The sequence below is a fragment of the Pseudomonas caricapapayae genome (assembly GCF_001400735.1).
Taxonomy (GTDB): domain Bacteria; phylum Pseudomonadota; class Gammaproteobacteria; order Pseudomonadales; family Pseudomonadaceae; genus Aquipseudomonas; species Aquipseudomonas caricapapayae.
The window spans coordinates 1-19,522 of record NZ_LJPW01000193.1 but is presented as its reverse complement, the minus strand read 5'-3'; the positions used below and the strand labels follow the sequence as shown (position 1 = coordinate 19,522).

Sequence of the window (19,522 nt, the reverse complement as noted above, 5' to 3'; positions counted from 1 at the left end):
GCCTGGATCTCACGACCTGACGGTGTGCGGCTAGACAACCCGCCACACTGCGTCCCCACCTGTCACATAGATAGAACTACCCTCCGTTGGCTCAATTCGAAACCCGCCCGTAAATTCGCCGAACGCTGGCAGCAGGCTTACGTGCTGGCCAAGGTAGAAACAGGCCAGCCGCAGGCTTTGCCGGCCACGCCCATGCAGCCGATACACGGGGTGAACGTGCCCGGCCAGTACGTGCAGATCAGGGTGTGGATCGGGTTCGTGCTGCAGGGCAAATGGCCCTAGTTTCAAAGGCTCCGGGACCACATCGATGTCCAGATAAGCCGGAGGATCGCCTGCCCGCTTGTCGTGATTGCCGCGGATCAGGGTGATGCGCAGCGTCGGGCGTTCTGTCCGCCATTGCTCCAGTGCCGCCAGCGTCCCCACTGCATGCGATTCCGGCGCGTGGAGAAAGTCGCCCAGAAAGACCAGATGATCACAGGAATAGGCATTCAATAAGCTGTCGAGTCGTCGCAGATTGGCCTGCGTGGTGCCGTGTGGCACCGGCTGGCCAAGCTTGCGATAGGCAGCGGCCTTGCCGAAGTGCGCATCGGCAATCAGCAAAGACCGTTCGGCGGGATAGTAGATGGCCCTGTCGGCCAGCAACCAAAGTTCTTCTCCCGCCAGCGTGACAGCCTGGTGCGGCTTCATTGTTCATGCTCCGGGCCTGCGGCCTTCTCCAGATCGCGGACCATGCGCGCAATGCGGTCGGCTAGTTTTTCCGAACTGAGACTTTCGCGAAAGCGTTCGACCAGTAATGGAAAGGCCAGCGGGGTCGCGCGCTTTATCGCGTGCAGGTCCAGTGTGCGGCTGTTGATCTGGCGCAACGTCAGTTCCAGGCGCTGCAGGTCCAGCTCCTGGCGCAACACCTCCTGCTCGGCTTGAGTCAGCAGCATGTTGTCAGCGTCGTACTGCTTGAACACCTCGAAGAACAGCCCGCTGGATGCCTGCAGTTGCCGATTGCTTTTCGCCGCACCGGGGTAGCCGGAAAACACCAGCCCGGAGATACGGGCAATTTCGCGAAAGCGCCGCAGGGCCAGTTCGCCTGCATTCAGGCTGGCAATGATATCGGCCAGCAGGTCGGTTTCGCTGAACAGGTCGGCGCGTAACACCTGAGCCCAGTCAATCTCGCTGGCGCTGAGCAGCTCCAGGCCGTAATCGTTGACGGCGATGGAGAAAGTCAGCGGCCGGTGCCGGCTCAAGCGCCAGGCCAGCAGGCTGCCCAGCCCCAGATGCACGTGACGGCCGGCGAAGGGATAGAGGAACAGGTGCCAGCCTTCGCGGGATTTAAGGGTTTCAGCCAGCAGCGTGTCACGTCGCGGCAACCCTGACCATTGCTGCTGGACTTCCAGCAACGGTTTGATCGCTTGCATTTCCGGGCTATTGAATTCACCCCGCGCCGCAGCGTCGAACTTCTCCACCACTGCGTCTGCCAGTTCGCTGGACAAGGGCATTCGCCCACCGTTCCAGCGTGGTACGGCGGCTTTCTTGCCCGTGGCCCGCTTGACGTAGGCCGTCATGTTTTCCACCCGGACCAGCTCCAGCAAACGCCCGCCGAACAGAAAGCCGTCACCGGGTTTGAGTCGGGCGATAAAACCCTCTTCGACACTGCCCAGCGAGCCGCCACCGCCGCCTTTTTTCCAGTATTTCAGGTTGACCGTGGCTTCGCTGACGATGGTGCCGACACTCATGCGATGTCGTCTGGCGAGGCGTGCATCGGGAACACGCCAGACGCCCTGTTCGTCCGGCTCGGCACGGCGGTAATCGGGGTAGGCGGTCAGCGAGTGGCCACCGTTACGCACGAAAGCCAGTGCCCACTGCCACTGCTCGTCGCTGAGGTAACGGTAGGCCCAGGCGCTGCGCACCTCGGTCAGTAGCTCATCGGGCAGGAAGCCACCGCCCAGCGCGATACTGACCAGATGCTGGACCAGCACGTCCAGCGGCTGAGAGGGCGATTCACGCGGCTCGATCATCCGTGCTTCTACAGCGTCGTGGGCGGCAGCGGCTTCGACCAGTTCCAGGCTATGAGTCGGCACCAGCGTGACACGCGAAGGGCGTCCAGGTGCGTGACCCGAGCGCCCCGCGCGCTGCATCAAACGTGCGACGCCTTTGGGCGAGCCGATCTGCAGAACGCGCTCGACCGGCAGAAAGTCCACGCCCAAGTCCAGGCTGGATGTGCACACCACCGCTTTCAGCGCGCCTTCTTTCAATGCACGTTCAACCCAGTCGCGTACCTCTCGGGCCAGCGACCCATGATGCAGGGCAATCAGACCGGCCCAGTCGGGACGTGCCTCCAGCAGCGCCTGGTACCATATTTCCGATTGCGCACGCGTGTTGGTGAACACCAGGCAACTGGCGCTGCTCTCCACTTCGGCTACGACCTGCGGCAACATGCGCAGGCCCATGTGCCCGGCCCATGGAAAGCGTTCGATGGCGGGCGGCAGGAGCGTATCGACTTGCAGATCCTTGACGATCTTGCCTTGCACTGTCACACCGCTTTCGCCGATCAGCACTTGTTGTGCGTGTTGCTGATTTCCAAGCGTTGCCGATATGCCCCACACAATCAGTTGCGGGTTCCAGCGCCTCAAGCGTGCCAGAGCAAGTTGCAACTGAACCCCACGCTTGTTGCCGATCAGTTCATGCCACTCGTCCACCACCACCATGTTCAGCGTCGATAACGCGACCTGCGCGTCGGCACGGGTCAGCAGCAGCGTCAGGCTTTCGGGGGTAGTGATCAATGCGGAGGGCAGCCGTCGGCTCTGGCGGGCACGTTCACTGCCGCTGGTATCGCCGGTGCGCAAGCCTACCGACCACGGAATATCCAGCTCTGCCAACGGCGCTTCAAGCGCGCGAGCGGTGTCGGCGGCCAGGGCGCGCATGGGCGTGATCCACAGCACGCTCAACGGAGCAGCGGGCGGTTTGCGTTTGCGGGGCTTGTCGTCGGCGACAGGCCTATTGGCTTTGGCAAAGCGATTAAGTGCAGCAAACCATACCGCATAGGTTTTGCCCGCGCCGGTGCTGGCGTGCAGCAGGCCGGACTCGCCCTTTTTGACTGCTGCCCAGACCTCCTTCTGGAAAGCGAACGGCTTCCAGCCCCGGGCAAGAAACCATCGTCGAGCGAAATCGGTGGGTCTGCTCATCCGTTTGCGTGTGCTCTGAGGGGGCGTTAAGTCAGAGACAGCGGAGAAAGGGTAATAGTTTTAAATGGTTATGTGGCCGGAACAACTCTCGTGCCGATACTCCGCGTCGACACGCAGTTCTGGACGTTCTGCGTCCTCTTGTGACGCGGAGCGTCGTGAAACGCATTCCCACGCTGGAGCGTGGGGACGATAGTCACGGATATTTCAGTTCCGGTTACTGGGCATTTGCGGCTTCATACACAAAAAACGCTACTTCAGATTGCCGCTCAAAAACTGCTGCAAGCGCTCGCTTTTAGGGTTGTTGAGCACCTCGTCCGGATGGCCGGATTCTTCGATCTGGCCCTGGTGCAGGAACACCACCTGACTCGCAACCTTGCGCGCAAAGCCCATCTCGTGGGTGACCAGAATCATGGTCCGGCCTTCTTCGGCCAGGCCCTGAATGACCTTCAGAACTTCACCGACCAGTTCCGGGTCCAGCGCCGAAGTCGGTTCGTCGAACAGCATGATTTCCGGCTCCATCGCCAGCGCCCGTGCAATCGCCACGCGCTGTTGCTGGCCGCCGGAGAGGAATGCCGGGTACTGATCGGCAACGCGTTCCGGCAGCCCGACTTTTTCCAGGTACTTGCGCGCGCGAGCCTCGGCTTCGGCCTTGGGAACGCCCAGTACCCGGCGCGGTGCCATGGTGATGTTTTCCAGCACGGTCATGTGCGCCCACAGGTTGAAGTGCTGAAACACCATCGCCAGGCGCGTGCGGATGCGCTGCAACTCGTCCGGGTCGGCAACACGCATCCCGTCCTTGTCGCTGACCATGCGCACTTGCTTGCCATCCAGGCTCATCGCGCCGTCATTGGGCTGTTCGAGAAAATTGATGCAGCGCAGAAAGGTACTCTTGCCGGAGCCGCTGGCACCGATCAGGCAGATCACGTCACCGCTGCTGGCCTTGAGCGATACGCCTTTGAGCACTTTGTTGTCGCCATAGCTTTTGTGCAGGCCATCGATGGTCAGTTTGTACATGACAGGTCCTCAAGGAGAAAGTAGATAGCCGCTGCGATAGGCCCGGGAGCCGGCGATGTGCGCAATGACCATGCCGGCAGTCGCCATGCGGCGCAGCGAGCGCGCATACAGCAGGCCCGCATTCAAGGCATGGATACCGGTAACGGTGTCGCTGATCGGGTCGATGACCTCTGCAATCAGCTGGCCGGCTTCGACGTGCTCACCGGGCATTGCGCAGAACACCAGCAGGCCGCCGACCGGCGTCGCCAGCGGCTCGACCGCAGCCAGTGGCGTAGCGGGGTAGAGCAGTTCGGGCAGTGGCTGTCGCTCACCGTCGATGACGCCGGCATCGATCAGGTAATGAATGATTGCCTGACAGTCGCGGCTGGCGAGGGCATGGTTTACATCGCCTTGCCCACGCAGCTCCAGTGTCACCGAGAAGCTGCCCATGGGGATCGGAAAGCGCTCACCGAAGCGTTGCTGCAACTGCCACCAGACCAGCGGGAAGCATTCATCGAACGACTGTCCGCCCGAGTCGGTCGCCAGCAGGCTGGCTTGCGCACCCAGATAGCGCGACAGCGGCTCGACTTTCGGCCAGGCTTCGGGCGTGGTGTACACGTGCTCTACCGACTCGAAATCACAGTGCAGGTCCAGCACCATGTCGGCGTCGCAAGCCAGGCGTTGCAGGGTCAGGCGCAGCGATTGCAACTGGGTGGTCGCGGCCAGGCTATTCAACGCCGCCAGCAGGCTGTCTCGCACCAGAGAACGGTTTTGTTCCGCATCGGCAGTCAGCCGGGCCTCGATATCATCGCCCACTTGAGTGCCGAGGTCGCTGAACCAGCGGTTGAAGTTTTGTCCGCTTTCCAGCTCGTAGCGGCCCAGCGGCGTGTCCATCAGGACCTGCTCCAGACCGATCGGGTTGGCGACTGGCACTACGACGATTTCACCCAGCAGGCGACCGGCGCTTTCCAGCTCGGCCAGACGTTGCTTCAGATACCAGGCAACCAGCATGCCTGGCAGTTCGTCGGCATGCAGCGATGCCTGGATATAGACTTTGCCGGAACCGCTCTGCGGGCCGTAATGAAAGCTGTGGATTTGCCGGCCCGTGCCGGGCACCGGCGACAGCAAGTCGTGTGTGAGATGGCGCATGTTCAGTCCTGATTAATGGGCCGGGCCGAGAAAGGCCAGCCAGCGGCGTTCGACAAGGCGGAAAAGTCCGACCAGAATGAACGTCACGGTCAGGTACATGACGGCGGCGATACCGAAGGACTGGAACGTCATGAAGGTGGCCGAGTTGGCATCCCGCGCCACTTTCAGTATGTCCGGCACCGTGGCGGTGAAGGCCACAGTGGTGGAGTGCAACATCAGAATCACTTCATTGCTGTAATACGGCAGCGAACGTCGCAGCACCGACGGCATGATCACATAGGCGTACAGCTTCCAGCCAGTCAGGCCGTAGGCTTTGGCCGCTTCGACTTCACCGTGGGCCATGCTGCGGATGGCACCGGCAAAGATTTCTGTGGTGTAGGCGCAAGTGTTCAGGGTGAAGGCCAGGATCGTGCAGTTCATCGCATCGCGAAAGAACGCGTCCAGCATGGGCTGTTCACGCACCGCAGCGATGCTGTAAATGCCGGTGTAGCAGATCAGCAACTGTATATAGAGGGGCGTACCGCGAAACAGGTAGGTGTAAAACTGCACCGGCCAGCGCACCCAGCGGTTTTTCGACACCCGCGCAATCGACAGCGGGATCGACACGCAAAAGCCGATGGCGATGGAGGCACTGAGCAGCCACATGGTCATGGCCAGACCGGTGACATTGACGCCATCCGTATAAAGGAAGGGTTTCCAGTATTCCTGCAGCAGTTCGATCATCGCTGTGCCTCCCGGCTGCCTGCGGCGTAATGCCGTTCAGCCCAACGCAGGGCGAAATTCGAAGCGCTGGTGATGAGCAGGTAGATCAATGCCGCCAGTACCAGAAAGTAAAACAGTTGGTAGGTGCTCTTGCCGGCGTCCTGCGAGGCCTTGACCAGATCGGCCAGACCGATGATGGAGACCAGCGCGGTCGCCTTGAGCAGCACCTGCCAGTTATTGCCGATACCCGGAAGTGCGTAACGCATCATTTGCGGGAACACGACGTAACGAAACCGCTGGCCGCGTTTCAGTCCATATGCGGTCGCCGCTTCTATCTGACCGCGAGGCACCGACAGAATCGCACCGCGAAATGTCTCGGTGAAGTAAGCGCCGTAGATGAAACCCAAAGTGATGGCGCCTGCGCCGAACGGGTTGATTTCGATGTATTCCCACTCCATGGCGTCGGTCAGCATGGTCAGCCAGGTTTGCAGGCTGTAGAAAATCAGCAGCATCAACACCAGGTCCGGTACGCCCCGGATCAGTGTGGTGTAAATCTGTGCCGGCACGCGCAGCAGCGCCGAGCTCGACAGCTTGGCGCTGGCCCCGACCAACCCGAGCAGAATGCTCAGAGCCAGCGACAGCACAGCCAGTTTGATGGTCATCCAGGTGCCTTCCAGCAACAGCGGGCCAAAGCCCTTCAGGCTGAACGCCGAGAGTCCCAGGTTTTGCATGAGTGCATCGAGCATGGATAGGCCTTGCGTTCAAAAACAGGGACGCCCATGGATTGGGCGGCGAATCATCGCCGAAATCGATGGGCGTCGGGGTGTTATTTGCCGCTGTACAGGTTCAGATCGCCAAAATGCTTTTTCTGGATTTCAGCATAGGTGCCGTCATCGTGCAGCGCCTTGATACCTTTATCCAGAAGCGCTTTCAGCTCTTTGTTGCCCTTGGCGATGCCGATGGCGGTCTTGGCTGGCAGCAGAGGGCTTTCGATGGGCTGGCTGACTTCGTAATCAGCACCTGCGGGCGACTTCAGGAAACCCAGTTCGGCTTGCAGCATGTCCTGAATCGAAGCGTCCAGACGACCGGACGTCAGGTCAGCGTAAACCTGATCCTGATTGGCGTAGGCCTTGGTGGTCACACCGGCCTTGTCCAGTACGGCCTTGGCATAGGCTTCCTGAATAGTGCCTTGCTCATAGCCTACGGTTTTGCCCTTCAGGCTGGCCGGGTCAGCGGTAAAGGCTGCGCCTTTTTTGAACACCAGAGAGGTCGGGCCGGAGAACAGTTCATTGGAGAAGTCGATGACTTTTTCACGAGCAGGGGTCACGGTCATCGAAGAGATCACGCCGTCGAACTTGCGTGCCTTGAGGCCAGGGATCATGCCGTCGAAATCGCTTTCAACCCATTTGCAGGTGACTTTCAACTCTTTGCAGATCGCGTTGCCCAGATCGATATCGAAACCGACCAGGCTGCCGTCGGCGGCTTTGGATTCAAACGGCGCATAGGATGGATCAACGCCGAAGCGCAGTTCCTTGTATTCCTTGGCCATCGAGTTACCGGCGGCGAGGCACAGAGCCAGTGCAGAAAGAGTCAGCCATGCTTTTTTCATTGTTCAGTCCTTAAAACCTTAAATGGGGCGTTGGGATCACGCGAAGCTTGCTACCGGCGAGTGCCAGACTGGCAGAAGGTAGCAATTTCCGAACCAGAGCGATGAACGTGCGTTTGAAATGTAAGGCGTTGTCGCTATTTCGTATAAACGGCTGGCAATCTGCCGCCTTGGCGTGTTTATGAACAGGATGTTTTGCTTTAAGGCAAAAACCAAGCTGCGTTCAGCCTTGGGCGAGCGGCAGAATGGTAACGAAAGAAGCACCCTCAAGCGGGCAACAGCGCGTTTTTAGAGTGAAGTGTTTCAAAACGGTGCACGTGAATCCGGGTGCACTTTTCTGGGGCGTCAGTTCAGCAGGTCCTGTAACGTCGCTAGGCTGTCAGCCTCGGCAACCGGTTTGTCCTGTCGCCAGCGCAGCATGCGCGGGAAACGCACCGCAATACCGCTCTTGTGGCGCTTGGACAGAGCGATGCCCTCGAAGCCCAACTCAAACACCAGCGTCGGCGTGACACTGCTGACCGGGCCGAACTTTTCCACAGTGGTTTTCCGAACGATGGCGTCGACCTTGCGCATTTCCTCATCGGTCAGCCCCGAGTAGGCTTTGGCAAATGGTACCAGTGTGCGCTCACTGGCCTCGGGCGGGCCGTCCCACACCGCAAATGTGTAATCGCTGTACAGGCTGGCACGTCGTCCGTGACCGCGTTGCGCGTAGATCAGCACCGCATCGACACTGAAGGGATCGATTTTCCATTTCCACCACACGCCCATGTCCTTGGTGCGCCCGACGCCGTAGAGCGAGTCGCGAGCCTTGAGCATCATGCCCTCGACGCCCAGGCTGCGAGAGGCCTCGCGCTGGGCTGCCAGATCGAGCCAATCCTTGCCGGTAAGCACCGGGGATGGCATCAGCACCTCGCTTCGGCAGCTTTCAATCAGCGCCTCCAGTTGCGAGCGGCGTTGGTGTTGCGGACGACTGCGCCAGTCATCGCCCTGCCATTCGAGCAGGTCATAAGCCAGCACCACCACTGGCACATCGGCGAGGATCTTCTTGCCCAGGGTCTTGCGGCCGATCCTTTGTTGCAGCAGCGCGAACGGCTGGACCGAAGGTGCCGAAGCAGGGGCATCACCGTTCAATTTCAAGGCAAATTCCGCGCTGCCGTCAGGGACGGGATCGGGGGCTTTCCAGACTACGATTTCGCCATCGATCACCGTGCCGTCGGGCAGACACTGCACCAGGTTGTGCAGCTCGGGGAAACGGTCGGTCACCAGTTCCTCGCCGCGGGACCAGATCCACAAGCGCCCGTCACGTTTGACCAGTTGCGCACGAATACCGTCCCACTTCCATTCCACTTGCCAGTTCTCGGCCGACCCGAGCAAATCCTCGAACTGATCGGCAGGCTGCTGCAAGGAGTGAGCAAGAAAAAAGGGGTAGGGTTGGCCACCACGTTGTGCATGCTCATCGTCGGATTCGGGCGCAATGAGTTTCAGATAGCGTTCAGCGCTGGGCCGATGCGACAGGTCGGTATAACCGACCAGCCGCTGCGCGACACGCTTGCTGTCGATGTCCGCCAATGCAGCCAGTGCGCGGGTAACCAGCAGTTTCGACACGCCGACCCGGAAGCTGCCGGTGATCAGCTTGATGCAGACCATCAGGCTGCTGCGGTCCAGTTGCGACCAGAACATCGGCAAGCGTGCGGCCAGGTCTTCAGGCGGCAGACCGCGCAACGGCAGCAGTTTGTCTTCCATCCAGGTGGCCAGACCTTCTTCATTGCTGTGGTCGGCCTGAGGCAACAACAGCGACAACGTCTCCGCCAGGTCGCCGACGGCCTGATAGCTTTCTTCGAACAGCCACTCGGGCAACTGTGCGAGGGTCATTGCCTGTTCGCGTAATACGCGGGTCGGCACCAACTGTCGTGGGCGTCCACCGGACAGGAAATACACCGCCCAGGCCGCGTCCTCTGCCGGTGCCTTTTCGAAATATTCGCGCATTGCGGCCAGTTTGGCGTTGCTTGACGTAGTGGCGTCCAGCCGGGCGTAGAGTTCCGCGAAGGCTTTCATGACTGAGCCTCGCCCGTTGCCGCCGCCTCAGGCTCGGCGGTTGCCGGGTTGGTGTCCTCTTCATCGCCATACTCGGTGCTGAAGCCCTGAGCGTCCAGGCCCAGCTCGCGCAGATAACGCACCAGTATCCCGACCGAACCGTGGGTCACCATGACCCGTTCGGCACCGGTCTGCTCGATCGCCCACAGCAAGCCCGGCCAGTCAGCGTGATCGGACAGCACAAAGCCCCGATCCACGCCACGCCGACGTCTTGTGCCGCGCAGCATCATCCAGCCGCTGGCGAACGCATCGCTGTACTCGCCGAAGCGTTTCATCCAGCTGCTGCCTCCTGCCGACGGCGGGGCGAGGATCAACGCCTGGCGCAAGGCCGGGTCGGTCTTCTTGAAGTCACCCGCGTATTGGGTTTCCGGGATACGGATGCCGCCTTCGCGATACACACGGTTAAGCGGTTCGACGGCACCGTGGACCAGAATCGGTCCGATCTGGGAGTCGATGCCGTGCAAAATGCGCTGAGCCTTGCCGAACGAATAAGCAAACAGCACGCTGGCCTTGCCTTGGGCCGCATTGGCGCGCCACCACTGGTTTATGCCTTCGAAAATCTGCGACTGCGGAGCCCAGCGGTAGATCGGCAGGCCGAAGGTCGACTCGGTAATAAAGGTGTGGCAGTGCACAGGCTCGAAGGCCGCGCAGGTGCCATCCGGCTCCACTTTGTAATCTCCGGAAGCAACCCAGACTTCGCCTTCGTATTCCAGCCGCACCTGCGCAGACCCCAATACGTGTCCAGCCGGGTGCAGACTGAGTTTTACCCCGTGATGGGTAATGGTTTCGCCGTATTCGAGGGTCTGCAGGTTGATGTCCTGCCCGAGGCGCGAGCGAAGAATCCCTTCGCCGCTGGCGGCCGACAGATAATGCTGATTGCCCGTACGGGCGTGGTCGCCATGAGCGTGGGTGATCACTGCCCGTTCGACTGGACGCCATGGATCGATATAGAAATCACCGGGGGGGCAGTACAAACCTTCGGGGCGGGCAACGACAAGATCCATGGGGCAACCGTATGGATGGGCTTGTTAGCTATGAGCCGGTGCGAGTCTGGAAGTTCGGGGAGTTTGCGCGTGCGCTACCGGGCACGAGGCGCGAAAGCATTATCGTTCCACGCTGGAGCGGGCGGAACGATAGGTGTCCGGAAGAACACTATCGTGCCCATGCTCCGCGTGGGTATGCGGTTCTGGACGCTCCGCGTCCGGTTTTTTGGGCTTACTTGCCCGGCGTGAGTGTCAGGCGTTGCTTGCCGTAGCCTTTTTCGTAGTTCTGCTGTTGCAGCGGGATCGACATGTATTGACCTTTCTGCCATGGCTCGATGCTGTTGGCGTAATACGGGCTGGCCGGGTTGCCTGACTGGCCTGTGCTGATCATGCCGGTCATGGGTTCAACGAGGCTGAAGTCGACGATCATGCGCAGCCCCGGGGCCATGCGTGCATCGAAACCTTTGCCCCATTCGAAACCGGACGCGTTCAGCGTGGTGTGATCACCGCCTGCTGGTGTGGCACCACGGTTGAACTCGCCGCCACCCAACTGCCGGGCGAGCGGACTGGTCGAGGTCCAGTTGTCGCGGTGCAGCTTGCCCCATTGCCAGGCCTTGTGGTCGCTGCCCAGCAGGCTGTCGCCGCTGGTAATGGCTGCGGCCAGACTGCGCGCCAGAATGGCCGGCTTGTCTTCTTTCTGCGGGGTCTTGAGGTCATCCCAGTAAGGGCTGTCATCACGGCCCAGCAAATGATCGGCTTGCGGAGAATACGATGAGTTGGCGTTGGCAACCAGCGCCTGCCAGGCAGGGCTGGTTTCCGGCCCCAGCTCATCAAGGAAAATCTGCTTGGCGCTTTCCTGCAGAAACAGCTCGTACAACGCGGCATCAGCCGAGGTTGCACTGAGCTTGCCGTCGAACGCCATCAGGCGAGTGAACGCTTCGCGGGCCTTGTTGCGCTCGGCTTCCGGCAAGGCATCGATAGCCTGCTTGAGTGGCGTGCTCATGCCTGGTGCCTGGAGCATGGTCTTGAGTTTGGCAGCGAACGTCGTGGTCTGATCGTATTGCATGGCGACGGTGCTGCGCAGGTCTTGTTTGCCACCATTGGCCAGTTCGGCGATGCGCTCGGCACGCTCCGGATAGCCCCACGAGTTGGAGAGCTGCATGCCGTAGCCTTTCGGAATCGTGCGCTGGTTGGCGGCCGCGAGCCAGCCCTGGCGTGGGTCCTGATCATAGGGATGGAGCATCGAGTCGGCGAAACCGTCCCAATCGTACTTGCCATCCCAACCCGGCGAAGGCAGCAAGCCCTGGCCTTCACGGCGATTCGGGAAGCGGCCGGTGACCTGCCAGCCAATGTTCGAAGCATCAGCGAAGATCATGTTCAGGGTGATCGCACGAATTTCGCGACTGGTGTCGAAGGCCTTCTCGACATTAGGCGCGCGGGACAGATCGAAGAACGCGTCCAGGCTCTTGTCGTCCTTGAAACCCGGAACTTGCAGCGCCAGGCTCAAGCCATTGCCCGGTGGTGTTGCGGATGCGTTGAGCAGTGCGCCATGTCGGGTCTCATAGACGGTTTCGCGAAGCGGACTGCCACCCTTGACCAGAAAGGTCTCCTGATGAGCGGTTGCCGGCAGCCATTTGCCGTCTGCCATATAAGAGACGCGATAGCCTTCGCGTTTGATCTTCTCCAGAAACAGGTCCTGGTTATCGCCCTTGACGTTGCTCATGCTCCACGCCAGCTTGCCGTTGAAACCACTCAGAACCAGCGGTAGACCTGCGATGGATACACCGGACACCTGATATTTCGGTGCGCGGATCTGCACGAAGCTCCAGGCGGAGCCGGGGCCGCCAGGCAGTTGCATGTCGCTGGCCAGAAGGCTCTTGCCGCTTCGGCTGCGTTGTGGCGCGATGGCCCAGTTGCTTGAAGCCGCAACGCCAAGCATGTTCAGGTCCGAAAGCTGCAAAGCGATCTTGTTCAGATCGCTCAGGCCGGTGACCTGATTGTTCAGGTTCAGGCCCTTGAGCTTGTCGGCTTCGGCAAATGGCAACTCTTCGTCGGGGTAGGTGGGCAGCAGCCAGGCGAGCTTGTCCGCCCCGACTTTCTGCGCCAGTACCAGCGCCGACAGTTCTTCCTGGAGATTCACCGACAGGCTGAAATTGAGCAGGCTGAAGATCAGTGCCGAGTCTTCCGGCTTCCAGTACTCCGGCTTGTAACCCGAGTTGGCGACATCGGCGGGCAGCTTGTCGCGGTAACGGAACAGGTAAGCGTTCACGCCACGGGCATAGACATCGAAGAACCGTTTCAGACGAGGGGAGGCGGCGTTATATAAATCGCTGGCGTTTTGCTTGAGATTGACCGAGCGCATCAGGCGGTCGACTTCCAGTGCGTCCGCGCCGGCCATTTCCGACAGACGGCCTTGCGCCAGCAGGCGCATGCCGAGCATCTGGCCTATTCGATCCCCTGCATGCACATAGCCCAGAGTGAACAGGGCGTCGTGGTAGCTGCTGCTTTCTATCAGCGGCATGCCCATGTTGTTGCGCCGCACAGAAACGTTCTGCGCCAGCCCTTTGAGCGGAAAAGTCCCGGAAGCAGGCAATACGGTCTCGGGATCACCGCCGCCCAACTGGCAGCCAGCAAGGCTCAGGAAACTTGCCGCAGCGGCGGCAGCGCCGAATCGGGGTAGAAAATGACGAAGGGCTGGCGAGGCCATGGGCAAGCTCCTGGAGGGGTAACGTACAAAAGTCGCTACGTTAGAGAGCAGGCAGTCAGCGCGCAAGCGGGGAGGGCGAGTTTATTTCAGGATTTTGCAGAGGCTGGCCAGACGCCGTTCGCTCCTTATAGGTGTAGCGTTGCAGCAGGTGACGCTTGGCATTACATCGCAGCCGAGGCCATTCGCCTCCGACCGCCCCTTGAAAGCGTGCAGCACGCTCAAATGAAAACGGCCTGCAAGGCAGGCCGTCTGTAGAACGCACAGGCTTTACGCGCCGTGGCACTTCTTGAATTTCTTGTCACTGCCGCACGGGCAAGGATCGTTGCGACCTACATCTTTCAGGGTGTTGCGCACCGGTTCCTGGTGGGCATGCCCGCAGTTCGGACCGTGCACATGGCCATGCTGGTGGTCGTGATGATCGTGGTCATGGTCGTGGTTGCAATCGGGGCCATGAACATGGGCTTGCTGGTTCATCGGGTTTACTCCGCAATTAAATCTGGCGCGCATTATCCCGCAAATCAGGACGAAGCAGTATCGGCATATAACAGTTCGCTCGTGGTTGTTTTTTAAGTATGCTTACTTTTTCGACGGGTGTTTCATCGCCCTTTTGTTTTCGTGCGCAGAGCCAAGCCTATGACCCGCCAGGAACGTATCGCCAGGGCAATTGCCGCCAGTGGCATGAAGAAGGGTGAAATTGCCGCGCAGTGCGGTGTTGCCAATTCGGCTGTCACTCAATGGATCAGTGGTGAGAGCAAAAGCCTGCGGCCGGAAAACCTGTACGCATTGGCTCGTGCCACAGGCTTTCGTGCCGAATGGCTGGCGATTGGTGAAGGACCCGAGAAGGAGCCTACCTTCGACGCCAACGTTGCACTGATCGATCAGCCGAACATGTCGTTCCGCTATCCGGTAATCAGCTGGGTGTCGGCAGGCTCCTGGGAAGAGGCCGTCGAGCCTTATCCCGACGGTTTCTCAGATCGCTATGAGATTTCCGATTACGACTCCAAGGGCCCGGCGTTCTGGCTGGAGGTCAAGGGCGATTCGATGACGGCCCCTACCGGCGTCAGCGTGCCGGAAGGGATGATGATTCTGGTCGATACGGAGGCCGACGTGCAGCCCGGCAGGCTCGTTATCGCCAAGCTACCGGCCAGTAACGAGGCGACTTTCAAGAAGCTGGTCGAGGATGGCGGCATACGCTATCTGAAGCCACTGAATCCGGAGTACAAAATGATCGAATGCGGTGCCGACTGTCGCATCATCGGAGTTGCCGTGCGAATGACCGGCAAGCTGTAAGCCTTGCTGCACAAGGCTTTCGGGTATTGTCGGTGGAGATGTAAAGAGGAAGCGTCCTACGAAGTGCTTGCGCAGGTCTTACAGCTGGAATACTGTGTTTATATACAGTAATGCTCGGGAGGCTGTGATGGCCGGCAAGGGTAACGGGCCGACAGGCGCGTCGTCTTATGAACAGATCGGCAAGCGCATTCAGCGCCTGGTAGCCGCACCCAATGTGCAAAAGATCCAGTGGGTAATCGTTGCCCGACGCGACGATGAGCCTCTGGACAGCTGGAACGTGGTGCTTCAGGAAATCGAAGAAACCGAGGGTATTGAGGTCAACCGTCAGCCTGACGGGTCGGTAAAAATCGGATGGCAACGCTATATCGATAATTGATACGGCGTCCCGATCGTTGCGCGATCACCTGAGATATTCATGGCAAGCGTTCGAATTTAAATTTAAGCATGCTTAAAATTATTTGTTTTTAGCTTCACATACCACCGCTGCGTCGATTCATGAACCGCGCAAGGACGCGATCAAGGCGGGGCGGGCCTGGGCGTCAAACCGGATGACCCTCATCGATCAGTTCCCTGCCACCGCAGTGGCAGGCTCTCAATGTCTGAATTTTCTGTGTTCGTGAATGGCTGTATCTCTTGAACGGAGTCAGATCCTATGGAAATCTTGAATGGTTTGGCAGACAGAGGCGAATGGCTGGTAGCCGGTCTGGTTGGCGCGATCATCTCTGGCTGGTGGCACAAGGCAGGACTGCTCGACTGGCGTGCCTGGCTGGTTTTCCTGATCACTGGCGTGGCCTGTGCCGTGTTCCTCACCGGTATTGCCAGTGATTACCTTGGGGTGGCGGATCCTCGCAACACCACGGGCGTGGGCTTTTTGCTGGGCTCATTCGGGGGCGCGCTGATCAGCGCAATCAATCGGGCGTTGTGGGCAGCGGATATCTGGAAGTTTCTGCTGGAGTTGATCAAGGGCAAACTGGGTGGATAAGCCGCGTGATCATTTACGTTGAATCAATTCTTCCGGTGCCACATCGCCGGTTTTACCAATCCGTACGGTGTGCCTGAACACCATGCCGGTCTTGAGTTTGCCTTCGAGCCGGTAATGGATCAGCTCATCAGGTTTTTTCAGCAACTGGGCAATGTATTTCGCGTGGCGCCAGAGGTTGGTACGAATCGGCACCACAAAGGTTCTGCGGCTATGAGCGTCGACGAAAAACCAGTCGCTGAACTTATCGTCAGCCAGGACGACGTCGTTGAGCGTGATCTTGTAATTCAGGCCACGCACGAACAGGTCCGAGTCGTTGGGGTTGTCGACCTCGAAATACAGCTTGAAATCCTGCTGGGTCAACCTGGCTTTGACCACCTGGACTTTCAGCAAATGCACTTCCGGATCCTGAGCGCTGTCAAAGCTCAGTAACGAGCAGCCGCTCAGCCCGAACATGACCAACGCAAGGCTTATGATTCTTGTAATGTGCGCCTGAAAAGACATGGATGTGCTCCGTTTGACGCCTGAGTCTACCAACTCGGCGTTCAAGGGTAACGCGCTTGTTGCGCTGTCTGATGCAGCGCCCTACTTTTACTGACGTGCTTATCGGTGTCTTTCTCCATGAATCTCTACGAAATTGTCTTCAGCGCCGAACTGGTCGCCGGGGCGCAACCCGAGAAGGTAAGGGCTAACCTTGGCAAGCTGTTCAATGCCGATGCAGAGCGTCTGGAGCTTCTTTTTTCGGGACGCCGACTGGTTCTGAAAAACAATCTCGATGCGGCGACCGCCGAGAAGTACCGCGCCACGCTGGAGCGAGCAGGCGCACTGGTTCAGGTACTGGAGATGAACACGCCGCCCATGGAAGAGGTCGAACTGGCTCCGCCGCCAGACGCGCCAACCTGGTTGCGCAAACCTTCGGTCAGTCCGGGGCGCCTGCAGATCAAACCGCGTGATGCTTATATGGCGGCTTTTGAAAACGTGGATGCGCCCGAGTATTCGGTAGCAGAAGCAGGTGCCGACCTGCTGCCCGCCAAGCCCCGGCCTGCGGCGCCGCTGCTGGATCTTTCACGACTGAGCCTGGCGCCGGTCGGCAGCGACATGGGGCAGGCCGAAAAGCCCGAGCCGCAGTCTGCACCCGATACCTCTCACCTGAGGATCATCCCGGAATAATGCTGCGAGGCATCTGAATCCTGAAACGGAATTATTTTCAATCAGCCCTGTCACTTTCGAACTTTCGCTCGGCTAACAGGCATTGAGAAGTATTCCACCAGGAGTTGCCCGATGTCCCGTTCGTTAGACACCCTTCTGCGCCCCAGTCTGTTGGCCGTGGCGATTGCCATTTGTACGCCTCTGGCCAGCCCGCTCTTGATGGCGGCGCAGCAGGTGGGCGTTGTTGCCTATGATTTGCCCGCAGCACCTCTGGCGACCACGCTGAATCAGATTTCCAGTCAGGGCGGTCTGGCGTTGAGTCTCGATCCGGCACTGGTCGCCGGCAAAACAAGCCCGGCGGTGAAGGGCAATTTCGACGCCGCCACCGCCTTGCGCGAGGCCCTGCGTGGCAGTGGCTTGCAACTGGTGCAAAGCAGCGCCGGGACTTACACCCTGATGGTCATGGAAGAGAACGCCTTGAACCTGTCGGACGTAAACATCAACGCCAACAGCGCGCCCGCCGAAGGTTCGGAAGCAGCAGGTTATCGCAGCGAAAACGTCAGCAGCGTCGGTGCGCTGGGCGGTATGAAACTGCAGGACGCGCCTTATTCCATCAGCGTGACGCCTCAGGCCCTGTTGAAAAACATTCAGGCTACCTCGCTGGACGATGTCATCAAGCACAACCCGTTCACCCAGATGTACTCGCCGACCAGTGCCGGGTATGCCAGTGCCGTCAACATCCGTGGTTTCAGCAGCGCGGGCAGCCTGAACATCGCCAATGACGGCCTGCGCTTCACCAACGGCGCCGATGGCAGCAATTACCTGGAAGAGATGGAGCAACTGGAAGTTATCACCGGCCTGACCGGCTTCCTTTACGGCCCGGCCTCGCCGGGCGGGCTGGTCAATTATGTGCTCAAGCGCCCGACCTACGAGCGTTACAACAGCGTCACGCTGGGCAATGCCGGTGGCGACAACTACTACCTGCATGGCGACTTCGGCGGCCCGATCGACAGCGAAGGCAAGTTTGCCTACCGCCTCAATGTGCTGACTCAGGATGGCGAAACTGCTGTCGACATGAACAAGCGCCGTCGCGAGATGATTACCCTGGCGCTGGACTGGAACGTCTCCGATGACCTGCTGGTGCAGTTCGACGCTTCACACAAGAAGACCGAAATCCGCGGCCTGACCAGCTACTGGTATTTCGGTGACCAGTCGCTGCGCCCCAGCGCCGCTTCGCTGGACAACGACAAACTTTACAGCCAGAAGTGGTCGTTTTCCGATTATGAATCCGACAAGGCAGGCGTGCGTGCCAAATGGCGCCTGAACGATACGTTCACCTTGCGCGCTGCCTTCGCCGCCCAGCAGTACACCTCTGAAAACACCTACACCGGGCCGACGGTCTACAGCGCGGGCCTGTACTCGCAGCCGCTGTATGCCTTCGCCCCGATCGAAACCGAAGAAAAGACCGGCTCGCTGTTTCTGGACGCCGCCTTCAATACCGGCTTTTTGGGCCATAAAGTCACAATGGGTTATCAGGGCAATACTTCCCGTCAGAAACAGTACGAGGATCACATCCCTTACACGCCCACTCAGCCTGGCCCGCAATACACCTCGCCGGTGGGCACAATCCCGCTCGACCAGACGCCTCAGGTCGGCAAACCGGCTTACTCCATCGGTCATGGCGATCAGCGTCTGGCCAATAGCTCGGAAAGCAATAACTTCCTGATCGGCGATGTCATCACCTTCAACGAACAGTGGTCGGCGATTCTGGGTGTGACCAACACGCAGATCAAGACTTACGCCAACGAGTTTGTCTATGCCAAAGCGTTCGGTTCAGCGGAAACCGAGACCAAATACAACGAGAGCAAGACCTCGCCAAACATCTCGCTGGTCTACAAACCTGTGCCGTGGCTGACCACGTATGCGACTTATATAGAAGGTCTGCAATCCGGGGGGGTAGCGCCAAGTGGCACCGCCAATGCCGGTCAGGCGTTCGCACCGGAAATCAGCGAGCAATATGAAATCGGTGCCAAGGCGACGCTGGGCGAAACCCTGTTTACTCTGGCGCTGTTCAATATCGAGAAGCCAAACGGTTACACCACTGCTTCGAACATCTATGTAGTGGACGGGCGTCAGGAGAACAACGGCCTGGAGTTCAGTGTGACCGGCAAAGTCATTCCGGAGCTGACACTGGTTGGCGGTTTTACCTTGCTGGACCCGAAGATCAAGAAAACCGGGATTGTCGCAGATGAAGGCAATGCGCCGACCAACGTCGCCAAGCAACTGGCCAAGGTCTACGCCGAATACGACATCAACCCGGTACCGGGACTGGCGGTGACCGGCGGTGCTTTCTATACCGGCAAGCAATACACCGATCAGAGCAACGAAAACGACCTGCCGTCCTTCACCACCTTCGATGCCGGAGCGCGCTATCGCATGCGCGTCTCGGAAAACGACCTGACTTTGCGGGTCAACGTCAGCAACCTGGCCAACAAGGAATACTGGCTCAACAGCAGCTACCTGGGCGACCCACGTACCGTCGCGTTCTCGGCGCAATTGGAGTTTTAAGGCGAACGGGCCCGCCGTGTGACGCAGAGCGTCACGAACTGCATGCCGACGCGGAGCGTCGGCACGATAGTCAACACAAGGTCATGCCTTGCACACAGCCGCTGCAAACGCAGTGCTTTTCAACCA

Annotated in this window: 17 protein-coding genes; 5 read left to right on the top strand and 12 right to left on the bottom strand. The window is 59.4% G+C overall.

Annotated elements, in window-relative coordinates; all coding sequences use genetic code 11:
* Nucleotides 1-30 precede the first annotated feature (30 nt).
* The 11 genes from pdeM to ALO80_RS30325 form a co-directional block, all read right to left on the bottom strand.
* A complete protein-coding gene (gene pdeM, locus ALO80_RS28645) occupies nt 31-687 on the bottom strand; it encodes a ligase-associated DNA damage response endonuclease PdeM (protein WP_055011421.1) in 657 nt (218 codons plus the stop codon).
* On the bottom strand, nt 684-3,176 hold the full coding sequence (locus ALO80_RS28640) for a ligase-associated DNA damage response DEXH box helicase (protein ID WP_055011420.1): 2,493 nt from the start codon (nt 3,174-3,176) through the stop codon (nt 684-686). Before ALO80_RS28640 ends, pdeM begins: the two co-directional genes overlap by 4 nt.
* Before the next feature lie 249 nt (nt 3,177-3,425).
* Nucleotides 3,426-4,190 (bottom strand): ABC transporter ATP-binding protein, encoded by a 765-nt coding sequence (locus tag ALO80_RS28635; RefSeq protein WP_017683457.1) that lies wholly within the window; start codon nt 4,188-4,190, stop codon nt 3,426-3,428.
* Nucleotides 4,191-4,199: 9 nt separating this feature from the next.
* Nucleotides 4,200-5,318 (bottom strand): succinylglutamate desuccinylase/aspartoacylase family protein, encoded by a 1,119-nt coding sequence (locus ALO80_RS28630; protein ID WP_055011419.1) that lies wholly within the window; start codon nt 5,316-5,318, stop codon nt 4,200-4,202.
* Between the two features lie 12 nt (nt 5,319-5,330).
* Nucleotides 5,331-6,041: an ABC transporter permease gene (locus ALO80_RS28625; protein WP_055011418.1), complete on the bottom strand. Its 711-nt coding sequence runs from the start codon at nt 6,039-6,041 to the stop codon at nt 5,331-5,333.
* Nucleotides 6,038-6,766 (bottom strand): ABC transporter permease, encoded by a 729-nt coding sequence (locus ALO80_RS28620; RefSeq protein WP_055011417.1) that lies wholly within the window; start codon nt 6,764-6,766, stop codon nt 6,038-6,040. The genes ALO80_RS28625 and ALO80_RS28620 overlap by 4 nt, the downstream gene beginning before the upstream one ends.
* Before the next feature lie 80 nt (nt 6,767-6,846).
* Nucleotides 6,847-7,629, bottom strand: coding sequence for a transporter substrate-binding domain-containing protein (locus tag ALO80_RS28615; protein ID WP_055011416.1), 783 nt, complete (start codon nt 7,627-7,629; stop codon nt 6,847-6,849).
* Between the two features lie 342 nt (nt 7,630-7,971).
* Nucleotides 7,972-9,681, bottom strand: a complete 1,710-nt coding sequence (locus ALO80_RS28610) for an ATP-dependent DNA ligase (RefSeq protein ID WP_055011415.1) — start codon at nt 9,679-9,681, stop codon at nt 7,972-7,974.
* Nucleotides 9,678-10,724 (bottom strand): ligase-associated DNA damage response exonuclease, encoded by a 1,047-nt coding sequence (locus tag ALO80_RS28605; RefSeq protein WP_055011414.1) that lies wholly within the window; start codon nt 10,722-10,724, stop codon nt 9,678-9,680. Before ALO80_RS28605 ends, ALO80_RS28610 begins: the two co-directional genes overlap by 4 nt.
* A gap of 211 nt (nt 10,725-10,935) precedes the next feature.
* Complete coding sequence (locus ALO80_RS28600) at nt 10,936-13,410, bottom strand: penicillin acylase family protein (RefSeq protein WP_055011413.1); 2,475 nt, start codon at nt 13,408-13,410, stop codon at nt 10,936-10,938.
* A gap of 267 nt (nt 13,411-13,677) precedes the next feature.
* Nucleotides 13,678-13,884: an SEC-C metal-binding domain-containing protein gene (locus ALO80_RS30325; RefSeq protein ID WP_002554826.1), complete on the bottom strand. Its 207-nt coding sequence runs from the start codon at nt 13,882-13,884 to the stop codon at nt 13,678-13,680.
* A gap of 159 nt (nt 13,885-14,043) precedes the next feature.
* Between ALO80_RS30325 and ALO80_RS28590 the strand changes: the two genes are divergently transcribed.
* From ALO80_RS28590 to ALO80_RS28580, 3 genes are all read left to right on the top strand, one after another.
* Nucleotides 14,044-14,700: a LexA family protein gene (locus tag ALO80_RS28590; protein WP_055011412.1), complete on the top strand. Its 657-nt coding sequence runs from the start codon at nt 14,044-14,046 to the stop codon at nt 14,698-14,700.
* Nucleotides 14,701-14,827: 127 nt separating this feature from the next.
* Nucleotides 14,828-15,076, top strand: coding sequence for a DUF1654 domain-containing protein (locus tag ALO80_RS28585; protein ID WP_054987226.1), 249 nt, complete (start codon nt 14,828-14,830; stop codon nt 15,074-15,076).
* Between the two features lie 276 nt (nt 15,077-15,352).
* A complete protein-coding gene (locus ALO80_RS28580; RefSeq protein ID WP_054987227.1) occupies nt 15,353-15,682 on the top strand; it encodes a hypothetical protein in 330 nt (109 codons plus the stop codon).
* Nucleotides 15,683-15,691: 9 nt separating this feature from the next.
* On the opposite strand, the gene ALO80_RS28575 is transcribed toward ALO80_RS28580, so the two are convergent.
* A complete protein-coding gene (locus ALO80_RS28575) occupies nt 15,692-16,183 on the bottom strand; it encodes an LEA type 2 family protein (RefSeq protein WP_054987228.1) in 492 nt (163 codons plus the stop codon).
* Between the two features lie 117 nt (nt 16,184-16,300).
* Between ALO80_RS28575 and ALO80_RS28570 the strand changes: the two genes are divergently transcribed.
* Together ALO80_RS28570 and ALO80_RS28565 are read left to right on the top strand one after the other, a co-directional pair.
* Nucleotides 16,301-16,849 (top strand): hypothetical protein, encoded by a 549-nt coding sequence (locus ALO80_RS28570; protein WP_055011411.1) that lies wholly within the window; start codon nt 16,301-16,303, stop codon nt 16,847-16,849.
* 111 nt (nt 16,850-16,960) lie between these two features.
* A complete protein-coding gene (locus ALO80_RS28565) occupies nt 16,961-19,396 on the top strand; it encodes a TonB-dependent receptor (RefSeq protein WP_055011410.1) in 2,436 nt (811 codons plus the stop codon).
* Nucleotides 19,397-19,522 lie beyond the last annotated feature (126 nt).